The organism is Nocardioides malaquae, from assembly GCF_015070385.1.
Classification (GTDB): Bacteria; Actinomycetota; Actinomycetes; order Propionibacteriales; family Nocardioidaceae; genus Nocardioides; species Nocardioides malaquae.
The window spans coordinates 14256-31618 of sequence record NZ_JADCSA010000020.1 but is presented as its reverse complement, the minus strand read 5'-3'; the positions used below and the strand labels follow the sequence as shown (position 1 = coordinate 31618).

Annotated in this window: 16 protein-coding genes and 2 tRNA genes; 2 read left to right on the top strand and 16 right to left on the bottom strand. The window is 70.5% G+C overall.

Annotated elements, in window-relative coordinates:
• Positions 1–231: 231 nt before the first annotated feature.
• Both IEQ44_RS15080 and IEQ44_RS15075 read right to left on the bottom strand, forming a co-directional pair.
• Positions 232–1191 (bottom strand): rhomboid family intramembrane serine protease, encoded by a 960-nt coding sequence (locus IEQ44_RS15080; RefSeq protein WP_319804708.1) that lies wholly within the window; start codon positions 1189–1191, stop codon positions 232–234.
• A gap of 43 nt (positions 1192–1234) precedes the next feature.
• Positions 1235–1747, bottom strand: a complete 513-nt coding sequence (locus tag IEQ44_RS15075; RefSeq protein ID WP_193639297.1) for a peptidylprolyl isomerase — start codon at positions 1745–1747, stop codon at positions 1235–1237.
• A gap of 146 nt (positions 1748–1893) precedes the next feature.
• Between IEQ44_RS15075 and IEQ44_RS15070 the strand changes: the two genes are divergently transcribed.
• Positions 1894–2505 (top strand): hypothetical protein, encoded by a 612-nt coding sequence (locus tag IEQ44_RS15070; RefSeq protein WP_193639296.1) that lies wholly within the window; start codon positions 1894–1896, stop codon positions 2503–2505.
• A 64-nt stretch (positions 2506–2569) separates the two neighbouring features.
• On the opposite strand, the gene IEQ44_RS15065 is transcribed toward IEQ44_RS15070, so the two are convergent.
• From IEQ44_RS15065 to IEQ44_RS15045, 5 genes are all read right to left on the bottom strand, one after another.
• Positions 2570–3415, bottom strand: a complete 846-nt coding sequence (locus IEQ44_RS15065) for a patatin-like phospholipase family protein (protein ID WP_193639295.1) — start codon at positions 3413–3415, stop codon at positions 2570–2572.
• 4 nt (positions 3416–3419) lie between these two features.
• Positions 3420–3833, bottom strand: coding sequence for a DUF3817 domain-containing protein (locus tag IEQ44_RS15060; RefSeq protein WP_193639294.1), 414 nt, complete (start codon positions 3831–3833; stop codon positions 3420–3422).
• Positions 3834–3843: 10 nt separating this feature from the next.
• A complete protein-coding gene (locus IEQ44_RS15055; protein WP_193639293.1) occupies positions 3844–4626 on the bottom strand; it encodes an SURF1 family protein in 783 nt (260 codons plus the stop codon).
• Positions 4627–4716: 90 nt separating this feature from the next.
• On the bottom strand, positions 4717–6477 hold the full coding sequence (locus IEQ44_RS15050; protein ID WP_319804707.1) for a choice-of-anchor I family protein: 1761 nt from the start codon (positions 6475–6477) through the stop codon (positions 4717–4719).
• A 92-nt stretch (positions 6478–6569) separates the two neighbouring features.
• Positions 6570–7010 carry a hypothetical protein gene (locus IEQ44_RS15045; RefSeq protein ID WP_193639292.1) on the bottom strand — a complete coding sequence of 147 codons (441 nt, stop codon included), beginning with the start codon at positions 7008–7010 and terminating at the stop codon, positions 6570–6572.
• Positions 7011–7048: 38 nt separating this feature from the next.
• Between IEQ44_RS15045 and IEQ44_RS15040 the strand changes: the two genes are divergently transcribed.
• A complete protein-coding gene (locus tag IEQ44_RS15040; RefSeq protein WP_193639291.1) occupies positions 7049–8317 on the top strand; it encodes a glycosyltransferase in 1269 nt (422 codons plus the stop codon).
• 128 nt (positions 8318–8445) lie between these two features.
• Here the strand turns inward: IEQ44_RS15040 and IEQ44_RS15035 are convergent.
• The 9 genes from IEQ44_RS15035 to gnd form a co-directional block, all read right to left on the bottom strand.
• Positions 8446–8518, bottom strand: a tRNA-Ala gene (locus IEQ44_RS15035).
• A 27-nt stretch (positions 8519–8545) separates the two neighbouring features.
• Positions 8546–8671, bottom strand: coding sequence for a DLW-39 family protein (locus IEQ44_RS17070; RefSeq protein WP_227487564.1), 126 nt, complete (start codon positions 8669–8671; stop codon positions 8546–8548).
• A 36-nt stretch (positions 8672–8707) separates the two neighbouring features.
• A tRNA-Ile gene (locus IEQ44_RS15030) sits at positions 8708–8784 on the bottom strand.
• A gap of 86 nt (positions 8785–8870) precedes the next feature.
• Positions 8871–9395, bottom strand: coding sequence for a DUF3566 domain-containing protein (locus IEQ44_RS15025; RefSeq protein ID WP_193639290.1), 525 nt, complete (start codon positions 9393–9395; stop codon positions 8871–8873).
• Positions 9395–12082, bottom strand: coding sequence for a DNA gyrase subunit A (gyrA, locus tag IEQ44_RS15020; RefSeq protein WP_193639302.1), 2688 nt, complete (start codon positions 12080–12082; stop codon positions 9395–9397). Before gyrA ends, IEQ44_RS15025 begins: the two co-directional genes overlap by 1 nt.
• Before the next feature lie 81 nt (positions 12083–12163).
• The gene (gyrB, locus tag IEQ44_RS15015) at positions 12164–14314 is read right to left on the bottom strand and encodes a DNA topoisomerase (ATP-hydrolyzing) subunit B (RefSeq protein ID WP_227487563.1); all 2151 of its coding nucleotides are present in this window, start codon (positions 14312–14314) and stop codon (positions 12164–12166) included.
• A gap of 271 nt (positions 14315–14585) precedes the next feature.
• Positions 14586–15209, bottom strand: coding sequence for a DciA family protein (locus IEQ44_RS15010; protein WP_319804706.1), 624 nt, complete (start codon positions 15207–15209; stop codon positions 14586–14588).
• Entirely contained in the window at positions 15196–16359 is a 1164-nt protein-coding gene (gene recF, locus IEQ44_RS15005) for a DNA replication/repair protein RecF (RefSeq protein ID WP_193639289.1), read from the bottom strand. The genes IEQ44_RS15010 and recF overlap by 14 nt, the downstream gene beginning before the upstream one ends.
• Positions 16360–16366: 7 nt before the next feature.
• Complete coding sequence (gene gnd / locus IEQ44_RS15000; RefSeq protein WP_193639288.1) at positions 16367–17362, bottom strand: phosphogluconate dehydrogenase (NAD(+)-dependent, decarboxylating); 996 nt, start codon at positions 17360–17362, stop codon at positions 16367–16369.
• Position 17363 lies beyond the last annotated feature (1 nt).

The window sequence follows — 17363 nt, the reverse complement described above, 5'->3', positions numbered from 1 at the left end:
CACGTACCTCGAACGAATACGCCATCGACAACAACTCCTCGAACCTCGAGGTGTTGCGTGACTACCTAGAACCCGCCGGCCTTTTCTCGACCATTTCGGTTGGTGCGTGAGGGGCTTTCGGTTTCCACACCTGGGGAGGAGGCTGTGGACGAATTACACCGGTGTAGTTGTCCACAACTGGGTACAACCTGTGGATAAGTCAGCCCAAGGCTGACTCAACACTGAGCTAGGTCAGCGCAGAGCTAGGGCGCGCGCGACGAAGACCGCGAGGACGACCACCGCGATGAGGGCGAAGCCGAGCCACTGCCACAGAGAACGACGTTCGCCGCGGGGGGCGTAGACCAGCACGGCCGCCGCCAGGGCACCGCCGACGAACCCACCGAGGTGGCCTTGCCAGGAGATGCCGGGCACCGCGAAGGTGATCACGGCGTTGAGCACGAGCAGCGTCACGAGGCCGCGGACGTCGCCGCGGAAGCGTACGGAGAGCACCAGCAGGGCGCCCATGAGGCCGAAGACGCCACCTGAGGCGCCCAGGGTCGCGGAGTAGGGCGGCGCGAAGACGAAGATCGTCGCGCCCGCCGTCAGGGTGGCGAGCAGGTAGAGCGCCAGGAAGCGCAGCCGGCCCATCGCCTGCTCGACCGGCGGACCCAGGATCATCAGTCCGACGGCATTGAGGGCCAGGTGCCACAGGTCGACGTGCACGAACCCGTGGGTGAGCACCTGCCACCAGGCGCCGTCGGCCAGCCCCGACTGCCAGGAAGCCCCGGGCAGGGTGGCGCAGAGGCCGGCGCCGTCGACGTTGGGATACCACTGGGAGCCGTCGCCGACCACGCAACGGCCCAGGGGGCTGAGCATCAGCCGGTCGGCGAGCCACGACGTCGCGCCGCCGGTGACCAGGACGGCCACCCAGATCACGAGGTTGACGCCCGCCAGACCCAGCGAGGTGGCCTGGGGGTTCTCCGAGCGTCGCCCGCCGAGCAGGGCGCGCCCGCTGCGCGTCTCCTTCGCCCCGCGGGCGACGCACTCGGGGCACTGGAAGCCCACGGCCGCGTCGCGCATGCACTCGGGGCAGACGTGGCGCTCGCAGCGTTGGCAGCGGATGTAGGTCTCACGCCCGGGGTGCCGGTAGCAGTGGGGCACCCCGGACGGTGAGGTCGAGGGGCCGACGGAGGGCGGCAGTGCGTCGTTCACCTGGTCTCCTGGATCGTCGGTCCCCGCGGGTGGTGGTGCTGGATCAGCGGGTGATCTCGACCTTCTCGATGATCACGTCGTCGACCGGACGGTCCATGCGGCCGGTGGGGGCCTTGCCGATGGCGTCGACGACGTCGCGCGAGGCCTGGTCGGCGACCTCGCCGAAGATGGTGTGCTTGAAGTTCAACCACGGGGTCGCGGCGGTGGTGACGAAGAACTGCGAGCCGTTGGTGCCCGGGCCGGCGTTGGCCATCGCGAGCAGGTAGGGCTTGTCGAAGACCAGCTCGGGGTGCGGCTCGTCCTTGAAGGTGTAGCCCGGGCCACCGGTGCCGGTGCCGAGCGGGCAGCCGCCCTGGATCATGAAGTTGTCGATGACGCGGTGGAAGCCGAGGCCGTCGTAGTAGGGCACACCGGAGCGACCGGCGTCGTCCTTGTACTCCTTGGTGCCCTCGGCCAGACCGACGAAGTTGTCCACGGTCTCGGGAGCGTGGTTCGGGAACAGGTTGATGACGATGTCACCCTTGTTGGTCTTCAGGGTGGCCTGCAGGTCAGCCATGGGGCGCCTCTCGGTCGGGATGTCGGAATCGTGCACCCCGATCTTGTCACGCGCCCGGCTGCGGGCCCGGTGCGGCCGCGCACGCCTCTGGTGGTCGCTTGCCCCGTCTGGTGAGATGGAGTCACCAACCGAAGGAAGGGATCGAGATGGGTGTGCGCAAGCAGAAGTCGATTGTCGAGAAGGCCCAGGAGGTCGCCCAGGAGGTCGCCACCCAGGTGAAGCCCCAGGTCGACTCCGCGACCGAGAAGGCCGCCACGCTGGCCAAGGAGGGCGCCAAGAAGGCCGGTCCGGCCGTCGGCCAGGGCAAGGCGGCCGCCAGTGAGCTCGTCGCGCAGGCGGTCGAGGTCGCCGCCAACGCAGCCGAGCACGCCCACCAGTTCGCCGAGGAGAAGGCGACCGCTGCCGGCCTCATCGAGGACAAGAAGAAGAAGGGCGGGAAGTTCAAGAAGTTCCTGCTCGTCGGCGCCCTCGTCGGTGCCCTGGGCGTGGTGGCCAAGAAGCTGACCGCCCAGAAGGAGTCGGCGAAGTGGCAGCCCGCCACCCCCACGCCGCCCGCCCCGGCGGCACCGAAGCCCGCGGCCGCGACCCCGGCAGCCCCCGCCGCCGAGCCCGACGACTCCGCCGGCGCTGACCCGGCGGAGGCGCTGGCCGACGCCGCCGAGGCCCCCCACGCGGTCACGACGCCCGACAACCCGGCCGAGGTCGTCGACGTGCCCCCGACGCAGGGCTACGCGAGCGGCGAGAAGCCCCAGGGCTGACGCTCGTACGCCCTCACGACGGCGCTCCTGCCACCCGGCGGGGGCGCCGTCGTCGTGCGTACGCTCAGGCGATGCCGAGGCGCTGCAGGTGCAGCGTGGTCGCCACGTAGGTGGCCTCGATGCGGTCCTCGACCGAGTCGAAGTCACGGTGCGCCAGGATCGAGTCGTCCTTGGCCGACGTGCCGCCGACCGGCAGCACGTGGGCCTCGACGCCGTCGGGCAGCTCGGCCAGCTCACGCACGAACCGGTGGCGCCGCGCGATCTCGAAGGAGACCCGGGCGACCTCCCACGGCTTGCTCGGCACGGTGAGGGGCCGGTCGATCCGGCCGACCTGCAGCACGAAGATCCGGGTTGCGCCCAGAGCCGCGGCGCGCCCCAGCGGGATCGAGTTCACGATGCCGCCGTCGAGGTAGTGCTCGTCGCCCACCTTCGCCGGCGGCAGCAGGCCGGGCACGGCCGCGCTCGCCAGCACCGCGTCGACCACCGACCCCTCGGAGAACCAGTGCTCGGCCGACCGCTCGATGCTGGAGGCACAGACCTGGAAGCGCACCGGCAGGTCGGCGAAGGTCGCGCGGCCGAGCTCGGCGGCCAGCAGGCGTCGGATGGGCGCGGGATTGGCCAGGTGGGTGCCGCTCGCCAGCGCACGGCGCACCGACTTCAGGGGCGAGTCGGCGTAGATCTCGCGGGCCAGGTCGCTGCCGCGCCACAGGTCGGTCATCCGGTCGACCGAGCGCAGGGTGGGGTCATGGGCGAGCATCGCCCCGTTGAGGGCGCCGACACTGGTGCCGATCACGAGGTCGGGGGTGATGCCCCGCTCGAGCAGCGCGCGCAGCATGCCGACCTCGACCGCGCCCAGCAGGCCGCCGCCACCGAGGACGAAGGCGGTGGTGCCGGGGTCGCCAGGGGTCATCGGGTCACACTCCCACGCCGGCGGGCTCCGGCGCCCGGAACTCCTCGGGGTGGTCGGACCGGATGCGCTGGGTGGCCTTGTGCTCGGCCCAGAAGGAGACGACCGGGATCGTGCCGGCGGCCAGGATGCCGAGCGTGAAGGGCATCGACCACTCCGCCTTGCGGGCCAACGAGAAGGCGAAGACCAGGAAGATCATGTAGAGCCAGCCGTGCAGGGTGCCGAGGAAGCCGGTGATCCAGTGGCCGAACTGGTCGGGACGGCTGCCGTCGTCGAACCAGTTGGGGGTCGGGATCCGGTCGCCGGCCCACATCGGGGTGCCGTCGAAGTTGGCGAGCGGCACGCCCACGAGGCAGAGCACGATCAACAGCACACCCACCGCGTAGGCCATCACGCGGTAGCGGGTCAGGGCCTTCTTCACGTGCTCGAGGCTACCCGTCGAGGGCAATCTCCTCGGCACGGGACCTCAGCAGCTCGTCGCGGCACCAACGCAGCCAGATGAAGGCCGCGAAGCCGGAGAAGATCCACCACTCCAACCCGTAGAGCAGGTTCCGTACGCCGGTGGTCGCGCCGACCTCCGGCACCTCCTCGACGCCGACGGGCACGAGGCCGTCGGTGCCGGCGTTGATGTTGTCGGCCTCGAGGTCCACCACCGCGAAGCCGCCGTAGAGGTCCTGGTCGACGTGCTGGATGGCGTCGGCCAGCCGCACCTGCGGGATGACGTCGTCGCTGCGGTCTGTGTCGTCGAGGCCCGTGGAGCCCTCCGGGGGCTGCAGCCAACCCGCCAGCGACGCCTCACCCCGCGGGGCCTCGGGGCGCGGTTCGAGGTCGGCGACCCACCCGCGTACGACCAGGAGTGCCGGCGCGCTGGCGGCGTCGGCGCCGTCGTCGGTCACCGCCAACGGCGTCATCACCCAGTAACCGGTCTCGTCCCCGCTCGCGCGACCCTCGACGTACAGGGTGGACTCGGGCAGCCAGGTGCCGCTCACCGTGACCGGGCGGGAGACCGCGTCCTGCGGAAACGGATCGTCGGGGCCGAGCGCCTCGGACAACGCCACCGGCTCACGCGCGCTCCGGTCGACGGTGCCGTCGTCGCGCTGCTCCTGCCACGACTCCAGCTGCCACATCCCGAGCGTGATGCCCAGCGCGATCAACGCCACCGCGACGAGGTGGACCGTCACCGCCACCGGACGCAGCAGGACGGGGAACTTCACACCCCGAGTGTAGGTAACCGTTCGAGGGTGCAGCCACCAACGCCGACGTCCCCCGACCTGCCCCGGCCGGGGGACGTCGTGGAGGCCGGGTCAACGGAGCAGGTCGACCCGGAAGAACGTCGTGGTGCCGGAGACCTCGTTGCCGATGACGACCATCGGCCGCTTCAGGGGGCTGTCCTTGCGGGGGACGAAGGTGATGCCCTCCGGCCCCAGGTCGCCCGCCGAGGCGAGGCCCTCGGCGCCGGAGTGCGCGAAGTCGCGGTTGTTGACGTAGCGCACGAACTTCGGCTTCGCGGGCCGGGTCACGTCGTGGATCATGACGCCGCCCACCCGCTCCAGGGAGGTGAAGACGTAGGTCTTCTTGCCGACCTTGCCGACGGTGACGCCCTCGGGCTCGGGGCCCTTGTCGTCGCTGCGGGCGTCGAACTCGGTCTCGGCGTGGTCGGAGTTGAAGCTCTCGGGCATCGCCCGGGCGGTCACGGCCTCGAAGCCGTCCTTGCTGGACGAGACGAGCTTGCCCTGCGGCGTCCATATCGAGAAGCCGCGGCCGCCGAAGCCGTGGAGCTGGTCGTAGCAGGAGCCGTCGGCGCGCAACCCGGCGCTCACGGTGATCTTGTAGCGCCCGAGGTTCTCGTCCTCCTGCAGCTCGGCGACGCTCATGCCCGCCTCGGCAGCGACCGACTCGCACACCGGCGCCAGGCCGTCCTCCCCGAGGTCCTTGACCCGGACCTCCTCGGAGTAGCCCTCCCAGTCGCGGGAGTCGCCCTCGTCGGCGGTGACCAGATAGGTGCGCCGGCCGACCTGGAAGGTCGCGATCGCGTCGGGCAGGCGGAAGGCCTCCACCGGCCAGGTGCGGCGGTTGATCCGTCCGTCGCGGTCGGAAGCGTCCAGCTTCACCTTGCGCTGGTCGACGGTGCCGAGGCCGAAGATCTTCGTCACCCTGGCCTTGCGCAGGTTGACGACGGCGATCGCGTTGGCCTCCTGGAGCGTCACGTACGCCCGCTTCGAGGCGGCGTCAACGGCGACGTACTCGGGCTCGAGGTTCTCGCTGACCGGCTTGGCGGGAGTGCCGGTGCCGGCGTCCTCACGACCACCGAAGATGCGGACGCCCTTCGGCAGCCTCGCTCCCTCGTACGCCCCGAAGCCGGCCGTGCGGACCGCCTTCTGCCGGGGTGCCTTCATCTTCTTGGGCAACGTGACGACGGCGATCGAGCCCTGTGGGTCGACGCTGTAGTCCTCGGCCGGCTCGCCCTCGTTGGCGACCACCGCCCGGGTGCCGTCTGGGGTGAGGGTGACCATGTCGGGCTGTGCGCCGACCCGGACCGCGCCGAAGACCTTGCCCCGCTTCTTGCCCTTGCTCTTCGCGTCGAAGAAGACCAGCCAGCCGCGGTCGGTCTTGGGGCTGGCCTCGACCGCAACCACACCCAGTCCGTCAGCGCGCACCGCGACCGAGTTGGCCACTGCGGTGTCGGGCACCCGCGAGCCGTCGGCGGACTTCACGCCGGCGGTGTCGAGGTTGAAGAGCTTGCGCGGCTTGCGCGGGTTCTTCCCGTCCAGCACCTCGACGGTGGCGTCGGCCGCGTTGACGACCAGCAGCCGCTTGCTCTGCAGATGCCAGGCGACGATCTCGGCGGCGGACTCCTCGAAGACCCCGGTCTCGTAGCTGCCCAGCGGGCTCAGGGAGACCGGCCCGGGGCCGTCGACGACCGGGTCGGGGACGACGCCGGCCATGGCGCCACCGGCGAAGAGGGTTCCTGCGATGACGGAGAGACCGGCGATGCCGGCAGCAGTACGACGCACGCGTTGCTCCTGGACGTTGGAAGGCGGGTCGACCTGACCCGCCGCCCGCACGCTAGGAGCGTCGGGAGGACGTACGCCCAACCCGAGGTGAACCGTGCGGAAAGGCTGCGTGGCGCCACGGCACCGACGGACAGCGGCGTGGTTCAGTCCGTCGCGTCGACGACGGGGGGAGCGATCGGCATGGTCACGGCGCCGTCGCGGATCGCGGTCGCGAGGTCGTTGATGCGTCGGCCCGACGCGCCCCAGCCGTGGACCTTCTCCGTGTGCACGACCGGCCAGACCAGACCCGTGCGCAGCCGCACCTCGATCTCCCAGGAGACCCCGAAGAGCGTCCGGGCGACCACGTAGAACGGCAGCAGGAGGAGCAGGAGCAGCAGCTCGAGCGCCACCAGGAAGGCGGCAGCGACGAAGGGCACCAGCAGCAGCACCAGCACGACCAGGACGAGGACACCGAGCAGGTCGTCCCCGCTCCCGAAGTCGCCGCCGGGGAAGTCCGGTCCGGCGTCGAGGTCCTTGGCCCTGCGGCGCCAGGGCATCCACCGCCGGGTCACGCTGTAGCGCGCTCCGTCGGGGGCGGTCGTCATCACAGGAGCATCATGCCCGGTCTGGGAGACTTCGGGGCGTGTCGACGCCGCGGAGTCACCTGCTGCTGGCCATGGGGTCGCGCGGCGACGTCGAACCGATGGTGGCCCTGGCCGTGGGTCTGGGCGCCGCAGGTCATCGCGCCCGGGTGGTGGGTCTCGCCGACTACGCCCCGCTGGCCGCCGCGCACGACGTGGAGTACGTCAGCGTCGACGCCCGCATCGACGACGCCCTCGCGCTGGCGCACGGTCGGGTCGGACGGCGACTGCTCTCCACCGCCCCTGCCCAGGGGCTGGTGCTGCGCTCGTGGATGCGGGGGCTGGCCGCCCCGTTCGCGGACGCGGTGCTGGGGGCGGCCGCGCCGGGCGAGGTGGTCGTCACCGGCGTCCTGACCCGAGACGTCGCCACCGCCCTCGCCGAGGACCGCGGCTGTCGACCGGTGCTGGCGGTGCACACCGCGCAGGTGCCGACGATGCTGCGCGAGAGCCACTTCTTCGCCCACTGGTTCACCGACGTGCAGGCGCTCAACCGGCTCGGCGTCCGGTTGAACTGGCAGATCTCCACCTCCTTGGGCCGTGACGTGGCCGTGCACGTACGCCGTCGGCTGGGGCTGCGCGTGCCCGGGCTGCGCGAGGCCACCGCACGAGGTGACGCCTTCCCGACCGTGGTGACGGCCAGCCCGTTGCTGGTGCCGCCCGCCGCGGACTGGCCACCGGGCACCCACCAGACCGGGGCGCTCGTGCTGCCGGAGGAGCCGTTCACGCCGGACGCGGTGCTGGCCGACTTCTTGGCCGCGGGAGCCGCGCCGGTCTTCGTGGGCTTCGGGTCGATGGCGCGTACGACCGGGGCCGAGATCCGCGCGCTGGTCACCGAGGCCGCCCGTCTGACGGGGTTGCGCGTGGTGACGCCCGCCGACCCCGGCCGACCCACCGCGCGGCTGACCGGTGACGTCCTGGCCGTCGCGGAGGTGCCGCACCCCTGGCTCTTCGACCGGATGCGCGCGGTGGTCCACCACGGCGGCGCCGGGACGAGCGGGACGGCCCTGCGCGCGGGCGTACCGAGCGCCGCCGTGGCCTTCGGCGCCGACCAGCCCTTCCACGCCCACCGCCTGCACGCCCTCGGCGTCGGCCCTCTGGCCCCACGGATCCAGCGGCTCACCGGCGCTCGGCTCGCGCAGGTGCTGCGCGAGATGACCTCCGGGCCGCACGCGGAGGGCTACCGAGCGCGCGCCGCCGAGCTGGGCGCCCTCGCCCGCGCCGAGGACGGGGTGGGCCGGACCGTGGCGCTGCTGGACGAGCTGATGGCCTGAGCGGACCGGTTGGGTGCACGGACCAGCCGCCGCGTCGGCGTGTTGGCCTCGTTCGCGCACACAACTCGCCCGGGAGAAGCCGGCCCGAAATGAAGAAAAACCCGGAGTGGAGCCTCCAGGTTTCTCAGTGGAGCCTAGGGGACTCGAACCCCTAACCCTCTGCTTGCAAAGCAGATGCGCTACCAATTGCGCCAAGGCCCCCTGGCTCGTGAGAGCCGGGTCGTGCAGTCAGTCCTTGCCCACCTGGTCGGTGGCGTTCGCCCAGACGGCCTGCTCGGCCTTGCTCTCGTCGAGCTTCTTCTTCGCGGCGAGAACTCCGGCGGCGGCGAGGGCCAGCAGAAGGAGCTTCTTCATGGTGTCCCCTCGTCATCGGCGGCGATGTGCAAGAACTGGTGGGCCTAACAGGACTTGAACCTGTGACCTCTTCCTTATCAGGGAAGCGCTCTAACCGTCTGAGCTATAGGCCCTCCCTCGACCGGAGCCGAGCGAGGGTGCCACGAGTGGCAACCGAGGGGAAACGTTACCCGACGCCCTTGCGTCACGACAAAACGGGTCAGCGATCCTCGGCGAGCGTGACCTCGACCCCACCGAGCAGGGCCGCGGCCATGTTGTAGAGGTAGGCGCCGAGCGTGGCGATCGCGGTCAGCAGGATGACGTCGATGACGGCCACCACCAGGGTGAAGCCGAGCACCCGGCCCATGCCCACGTAGTCGCGGATGTCGAAGGTCGAGGCCTGGTCGCCGCTGGTGATCACGGTCGCGACGGTGTCGTTGACCGCGTCCCACAGACCCGCCGCACCCAGGATCGTCCACACGATCAGCACCGCCACGAAGGTGACGACGCCGAAGGCGACCGACAACAGGAACGACGTCTTCATCACCGACAGCGGGTCGACGCGCACGAGCCGCAGCCGGGCCCGCCGCGTCGGCTTGCCCCCCTTGGTGGTCGCGGTGAGCGCCATCGTGTCGTTGTGCTCCTTGGCCGCCTTGGCCAGGGTGTCCTTCACCCGGGCCGAGAAGCCCGGTCGGTTCGACGCCCCGGCGCTGGTCTCGGCGCTCGCGTCAGTGCTCTTCGCCATCAGGAACCATCCCCAGTCGTCTCGGCAGCGGGCTCGCCGGCCTCGGCGGTCGGGGTGACCTCGTTGTCGTCCCCGGCCTCGGTGGCGGTCTCGTCGTCGGCGTCATCATTGCGAGCCTCGACCGAGCGGGCAACCACGGCGACCGAGTCGTTCTTCTTGGGCGACACGAACTTCACGCCCATCGTCGAGCGTCCGGTGGGCCGGAAGTCGGCGTTGATGGGGGAGCGTACGACCTGGCCGTTGGCGGTGATCGAGAGGATCTCGTCGCCGTCCTCCACGATGAAGCCACCGACCAGCTCGCCGCGCGCCTCGTCGGCCAGCTTCATGGCCTTGATGCCAATGCCGCCGCGCGACTGCACCCGATATTCCTCGATCGGGGTCCGCTTGGCGAAGCCTCCGTCGGTGATCGTGAAGACGAACTGCTTGGCCAGCTCGCCGACCTCGGAGGCCTGCTCGAGCGTCTCCGACCCGTCGGCCTCGGTGGTCACCACGTCGCCGGGCACGACGTCGCCGTCGACTACCTCGGCTGCCACGTGCGCGGCCCGGATGACCGACATCGACAGCAGCGAGTCGCCGTCACGGAACTTCATGCCGGTCACGCCGCCGGTGTTGCGGCCCATCGGACGCAGCTGCTCGTCGGAGGCCTCGAAGCGCACCGACTGGCCCTTGCGGCTGACCAGCAGGATGTGGTCCTCGGGGTTGACCAGCTCGGCGCCGATCAGCTCGTCGCCCTCGTTGCGGAAGTTGATCGCGATGACACCGGCCTGGCGCGGGCTGTTGTAGTCACCCAGGCGGGTCTTCTTGACCAGGCCGGCCTTGGTGGCGAGCACCAGGTAGGGCGCCTGCTCGTAGTCGCGGATCGCCAGCACCTGGGCGATCTTCTCGTCGGGCTGGAAGGAGAGCAGCCCGGCGACGTGCCCGCCCTTGGCGTCACGCCCGGCCTCCGGCAGGTTGTAGGCCTTGGTGCGGTAGACCCGGCCGGCGCTGGTGAAGAAGAGTAGCCAGTGGTGGTTGGTGGTCGAGATGAAGTGGTCGACCACGTCGTCGCCGCGCAGGGTGGCACCGCGTACGCCCTTGCCGCCGCGCTTCTGCGTGCGGTACTGGTCGGCGCGCGTGCGCTTGGCGTAGCCGCCGCGGGTGATGGAGACAACCAGGTCCTCGTCGGGGATCAGGTCCTCCATGGAGAGGTCACCGTCGGCGGCGATGATCTGCGTACGCCTGTCCTCGCCGAACTTGTCGACGATCTCGCCGAGCTCGTCGATGATGATCTGGCGCTGGCGCACCTCGTCGCCGAGGATGTCGAGCAGGTCGGCGATCTCGAGCTCGATCTTGGCCAGCTCGTCGATGATCTTCTGGCGCTCCAGTGCGGCCAGTCGACGCAGCTGCATCTCGAGGATCGCATTGGCCTGGATCTCGTCGATCTCCAGCAGCGCGATCAGGCCCTGACGGGCGTCGTCGACGTCGGGGGAGCGGCGGATGAGGGCGATGACCTCGTCGAGCATGTCGAGCGCCTTGACCAGGCCGCGGTAGATGTGGGCCCGCTTCTCGGCGTCGGCCAGCAGGTACTTCGTCCTGCGGACGATGACCTCGATCTGGTGGGTGACCCAGTTGGAGATGAACTGGTCGATCGTCAGGGTGCGCGGCACACCGTCGACCAGCGCCAGCATGTTGGCGCTGAAGTTGGTCTGCAGCTCGGTGTGCTTGAAGAGGTTGTTGAGCACCACGCGGGCCACCGCGTCGCGCTTGAGCACGACCACGAGGCGCTGGCCGGTGCGCGAGGAGGTGTCGTCGCGCACGTCGGCGATGCCCTGCACGCGACCGGAGTCGGCGAGCTCGGCGATCTTGAGCGCCAGGTTGTCGGGGTTGACCATGTAGGGCAGCTCGGTGATGACCAGGCACGTGCGTCCCTTGGCGTCCTCGTCGATCTCCACCACGGCGCGCTGCTGGATCGGGCCGCGACCGGTGCGGTAGGCCTGCTCGATGCCCTGACGGCCGACGATGAGCGCGGCGTTCGGGAAGTCGGGGCCCTTGATCCGCTCGATCAGCGCGTCCTGCAGCTCCTCGCGGGTGGCGTCGGGGTGCTGCAGCGCCCAGGTGGCGCCCTCGGCGACCTCGCGCAGGTTGTGCGGCGGGATGTTGGTGGCCATGCCGACCGCGATGCCGGCCGAACCGTTGACCAGCAGGTTGGGGAAGCGGGCCGGCAGAATCGTCGGCTCCGAGGAGCGGCCGTCGTAGTTGGGCTGGAAGTCGACGGTGTCCTTGTCGATGTCGCGGACCATCTCCAGCGCCAACGGGGCCATGCGGCACTCGGTGTAACGCATGGCGGCCGCGGGGTCGTTGCCCGGCGAGCCGAAGTTGCCCTGGCCGTTGATCAGCGGCGCCCGCATGACCCAGGGCTGCGCGAGGCGGACGAGGGTGTCGTAGATCGCGGTGTCGCCGTGCGGGTGGTACTGACCCATCACGTCACCGACGACCCGCGAGCACTTCGAGAAGCCGCGATCGGGGCGGTAACCACCGTCATACATCGCGTAGAGGACGCGGCGGTGCACCGGCTTGAGGCCGTCGCGCACGTCGGGCAGGGCGCGGCCGACGATGACCGCCATCGCGTAGTCGATGTAGGAGGCCTTCATCGACTCCTGCAGGTCGATGTCGCGGATGCGCGCGTCGCCGATGCCGAGCCCGTCCATGCCGCCGGTGTCGCCGTTGTTCTCAGTCACGATTGCTCTTTCTGAAGTCGTCTGTCGATATCTAGGTCAGGAGTTAGACACTCAGATATCGAGGAATCGGACGTCCTTGGCGTTGCGCTGGATGAAGGAGCGGCGCTGCTCGACGTCCTCGCCCATCAGGATCGAGAAGATCTCGTCGGCGCGGGCAGCGTCTTCCAGGGTGACCCGCAGCATCAGGCGCTGGTCGGGGTTCATCGTGGTCTCCCACAGCTCGTCGGCGTTCATCTCGCCGAGACCCTTGTACCGCTGCACCGGGTTGTCCTTCGGCAGCTTCTTGCCCGACGCCTCGCCCTCGCGGATCATCGCGTCACGCTCGGCGTCGGAGTAGACGAACTCGTGCTCGTGGGGCTTGTTCCACCGCAGACGGTAGAGCGGCGGCTGGGCCATGTAGACGTAGCCGTGCTCGATGAGCGGCTTCATGAAGCGGAAGAGGAGCGTCAGCAGCAGGGTGTTGATGTGGTGGCCGTCGACATCGGCGTCGGCCATCAGCACGACCTTGTGGTAGCGCAGCTTCTCGAGGTCGAACTCCTCGTGGATGCCGGTGCCGAGCGCTGAGATGATCGCCTGCACCTCCTGGTTGCCCAGGACCTTGTCGATGCGCGCCTTCTCGACGTTGAGGATCTTGCCGCGGATCGGCAGGATCGCCTGGATGCGCGGGTCGCGGCCCGACTTCGCCGAGCCGCCTGCGGAGTCACCCTCGACGATGAAGACCTCGCACTCGGCCGCGTTGGTCGACTGGCAGTCGGCGAGCTTGCCGGGAAGTCCGCCGCCACCGAGCAGGCCCTTGCGGTTGCGGGCCAGGTCGCGGGCCTTGCGGGCCGCGATGCGGGCGGACGCCGCCGCCTGCGCCTTGCGGACGATGTCGCGGCCCTCGGCGGGGTTCTGCTCCAGCCAGGCGCCGAGCTGGTCGTTGACGACCCGCTGGGTGAAGCCCTTGGCCTCGGTGTTGCCGAGCTTGGTCTTGGTCTGGCCCTCGAACTGCGGCTCGCCGAGCTTGATCGAGATGATGGCGGTCAGGCCCTCACGGATGTCGTCCCCGGAGACCCGGTCCTCCTTCTTCTTGATCAGGCCCCACTCCTCGCCCCAGCTGTTGACCAGGGAGGTGAGGGCCGCGCGGAAGCCCTCCTCGTGGGTGCCGCCCTCGTGGGTGTTGATCGTGTTGGCGAAGGTGTGCACCGACTCCGAGAAGGTCGTGTTCCACTGCATCGCGACCTCGAGGCTCATGTGCCGGTCGTCGCCCTTGGCGCCGAAGCCACCGTCGGAGTCGGCCTCGAAGGCGATGATCGTCGGGTTGGCCTTGTCCTTGCGGCGGTTGAGGTACTCGACGTAGTCGACCAGGCCACGGTCGTACTTGAAGACCTGCTCGACGCCCTCGCCCTCCTCGACGGCGTGGATGTCGTCGCCGGTCGCGGAGGAGTTGTCGGCGGTGCCGTCCTCGATGACCTCGGCGAGCTCGACCGCGCTCTCGCGGTGGTCGCGTACGACGATCTCGAGGCCGCGGTTGAGGAACGCCATCTCGCGGATGCGGGTGGTGATGGTCTCGAGGTCGTAGTCGGTGGACTCGAAGATCTCCGGCGAGGCCCACCAGGTGACCTGGGTGCCGGTCTCCTCGCCGTCCTCCAGCGGGCGCACCTGCTCGAGCTCGCCGTCGGGCACGCCGACCGTGAACGACTGGCGCCACAGGTGGCCGCGGTTCTTGACCTCGACCACCAGGTTGCTCGACAGAGCGTTGACGACCGAGACGCCGACGCCGTGCAGACCGCCGGAGACCTTGTAGCCGCCGCCGCCGAACTTGCCGCCGGCGTGCAGCACGGTCAGCGCGAGGGTGACCGCGGGCAGGTCCTGGCCGGGCGCCGTGCCGGTCGGGATGCCGCGACCGTTGTCGGAGACGGTGACGGAGTTGTCGTTGTTCAGCGTCAGCACGATCCGGTTGCAGTGCCCGGCGAGCGCCTCGTCGACCGAGTTGTCGACGATCTCCCAGATCAGGTGGTGCAGGCCGCGCGGGCCCGTCGAGCCGATGTACATGCCGGGGCGCTTGCGCACCGCCTCGAGGCCCTCCAGCACCTGGATGGCGGAGGCGTCGTAGTCGTTGCTGACCGTGGTGCTGGATCCTGACGTGGCCTTGGGCCCCGACTCCGGGGAGGCGGCGCCCTCGGTCACGGTGGTCTCTTCGGCCGGGGTGTCAGCGCTCAACGCAGGTCCTTTTCCGCTCGTCCGAGTGCCTCGCCGGCACGCGTGTGAAGGTCGCCCTCGGCCGGGTGGTGCAGGGGCCGGGCGACCACTCGACGAGTTTACCCGTTGGCACCGTCAAAACCCCACAAGCGCCCCCGTGATGGGCCGACAAACGCTGCCACAAGGCCCTCAGGCGGCTCGGAACCATGGATCTGCGCGCCGCGCAGGGGGTGGATCGACTCCCCACACGCCCCAAGGCCCCGCAGAACGCCAGAGAGGCGTTCGCGGTCCCTCACCCGTAGGTGTCGCGCGGACCTCGGCCACCTGCCGACCGCGGGCCCTTCTTCCACGACGGTCCGTGCGGGCCCAGCACCTCGATCACCAGCACGGTGCCGTGACCCAGCTCCTCGTTGAGGCGGCGTACGAGCGTGGGCGCGAGCAGGCGCAGCTGCGTCGCCCACGCGGTGGAGTCGGTGCGTACGACCAGCTTGCCGTCGGTGAGCGTCTCCGGCGTGGAGTGCGACGCGACCTCGGCGCCGACCAGCTCGCCCCACCGGCCGAAGACGCCCTGCACCCGCAGGTCGGTCTCCCAGCCGCGGTAGGAGACCAACCGGTCGAGGGAGAAGCCCAACGGCTGCGGGTCGCGGTCGTCGGGGTGGGCGCCGGAGAACCGGCTGCGGCCGCGCCGACGCCCGGGACCGGCGGCACCGGAACCCTTGCGACGCTTCGCCGGTACGCCCGGCGCCAGGCTGGCGGCCCGGGCCGCCTCGCGCGCCAGGTCGAGGCCGTCGGGCGACGTCTCCTCGACCTCCGGCGTGCTCTCCGGCACGCTCTCCGGGGTCGGGCCCCGGGACTCGGCAGCCGCGTCGGACTCGCCGGACTCCCCGGCTTGGTCCGGCAGGTCATCGGTCGACACGCGTCACCTCCCCGTCGGCGACCTCGTAGCGGGCACCGGCCAGCGCCCCGGGCACGTCCTCGGCGACGGCCGCCGTGATCAGCACCTGCTCGGCACCGGCCACCAGCTCGGCGAGCTGGTCGCGCCGACCCGAGTCGAGCTCGGCGAAGACGTCGTCGAGGATCAGGATGGGGTCGTCGCCCTCGGAGCGCAACAGGTCATAGGCAGCGATCTTCAGCGCCAGCGCGAACGACCACGACTCGCCGTGCGAGGCGTACCCCTTCACCGGCAGCCGCAGGTCGGCGTTGCCCAGGGTCAGCAGCAGGTCGTCGCGGTGCGGCCCGACCAGGGTGATGCCGCGGTCGAGCTCGTCGCGGCGGCGACCCTCCAGCTCCAGGGCAAAGACCTCCGCCACCTGGCTCCGGTCGGGGCGCTCACCCGGCCCGCCGGGCAGCTCGAACGACGGGCGGTACTCCACCTGGGCGTCGTCGCGCGAGGCGCCCCGCGCCACGGCCTCGTAGGCCTTGCCGATGAAGGGGGCCAGCGCGTCGACCAGCTCGAGGCGCGCCACCAGCACCTCCGTGCCGAGCTCGACCAGGTGGGAGTCCCACACCGCCAGCGTGGCCATCGCGCTCTCGGCGGCCGTGCCTCCGCGCCGCGCCGCGCCCGCGCTCTTGAGCAGGGAGTTGCGCTGCTTGAGCACGCGGTCGAGGTCGGAGCGCACACCGGCGAGCCGGGGCGTACGCAGCACCAACAGGTCGTCGAGGAAGCGACGACGGTCGCTCGGGTCACCCTTGACGAGCGCCAGGTCCTCGGGCGAGAAGAGCACCGTGCGCACCAGCCCCAACAGCTCGCGAGGACGCGGCAGCGGGGAGCGGTTGATCCGGGCCCGGTTGGCGCGCCCCGGGTTGAGCTCCACCTCCAGGGTGGCCGGGCGTCCGTCCTTGACCACGACCGCCCGCACCAGGGCCTGGTCGGCGCCCGAACGGATCAGGGGAGCGTCACTCGCAACCCGGTGCGACCCGAGCCGGGAGAGGTAGTCGATCGCCTCGACCAGGTTGGTCTTGCCCTGGCCGTTGCGGCCGATGAACGCCGTCACCCCGGGCTCGAGCCGGACGTCGACGTCGGTGTAGGAGCGGAAGTCGTGGAGCAGGAGATGCTGGACGTGCACGCCGGGGCTAGCTCTCCCCGGTCGTGGGCCCCGCGCCGCTGCCGCCCTCGCCCTGTCCGGCGCCGGCCTGCTGCGCGGCCTCGCTCTGCGGGGCCTGGCCGTCACCGTCGACGTCACCCCCGGTCGGCGGCGGCGTGTGCAGCGCGTGGCCACCGAACTGGTTGCGCATGGCCGCGATCGCCTTCATGGCGGGGGAGTCGTCCTGACGGGAGACGAACCGGGCGAAGAGCGCGGCGGTGATCGCCGGCACGGCCACGGCGTTGTCGATCGCCGCCTCCACGGTCCAGCGTCCCTCGCCTGAGTCCTCGGCGTAGCCCCGGATCGACTCCAGACCGGGGTCGTCGTCGAGGGCGTTGACCATCAGGTCGAGCAGCCAGGAGCGGATCACGGTGCCCTCGCGCCACGACCGGAAGACCTCGGTCACGTTGTCGACCATGTCGACCTTCTCGAGCAGCTCCCAGCCCTCGGCGTAGGACTGCATGATCGCGTACTCGATGCCGTTGTGGACCATCTTGGAGAAGTGGCCGGCGCCCACCTTGCCGGCGTGCACGGCGCCGAACTCGCCCTCGGGCTTGAGGGTGTCGAAGGCCGGCTGGACCTTGGCGACGTCGGCGGCCTCGCCGCCGTACATCAGCGCGTAGCCGTTCTCCAGGCCCCAGACGCCACCGGAGACACCGCAGTCGACGTAGCCGATGCCCTTCTCCGCCAGGAGCGCTGCGTGGGCCTGGTCGTCGGTCCACCGCGAGTTGCCGCCGTCGACGACGACGTCGCCCTCGGAGAGCAGCTCGCCCAGCTCGGCGACGGTGGCACGGGTGGCCTCCCCGGCCGGCACCATCACCCACACGACCTTGGGCGAGGGCAGCGCCTCGACGAGCTCGGCGAGGGAACCGACGTCACTGACGTCGGGGTTGCGGTCGAATCCGACGACCGTGTGGCCGCCGCGACGCAGCCGCTCGCGCATGTTGCCGCCCATCTTGCCCAGGCCGACGAGTCCGAGATCCATC